This is a genomic window from Halalkalibacter flavus (assembly GCF_036663575.1).
Classification (GTDB): Bacteria; Bacillota; Bacilli; order Bacillales; family Bacillaceae_D; genus Halalkalibacter; species Halalkalibacter flavus.
Map to the genome: position 1 here is coordinate 1 of NZ_JAWRVK010000388.1, position 241 is coordinate 241.

Genomic DNA, 241 nt, shown 5'->3' on the forward strand with positions numbered 1-241 from the left:
GGTGAAATTGGTGACTCAACTGTCGGTTTGCAAGCCCGTATGATGTCACAAGCTTTGCGTAAGATGTCAGGTGCTATCTTGAAGACTGGCACGACGGCAATCTTTATCAACCAATTGCGTGAAAAGATTGGTATCATGTTTGGTAACCCAGAAACGACACCTGGTGGACGTGCATTGAAGTTCTACTCATCAGTACGTTTGGACGTTCGTCGTAAGGGTGGTATCGATGCTACCAAGGCTG

General features: G+C 46.9%; 1 pseudogene. It reads left to right on the forward strand.

Annotated features, from left to right (window positions below):
• Positions 1 to 241, forward strand: a pseudogene (locus tag SAY88_RS25550) (hypothetical protein); the annotation flags it as partial.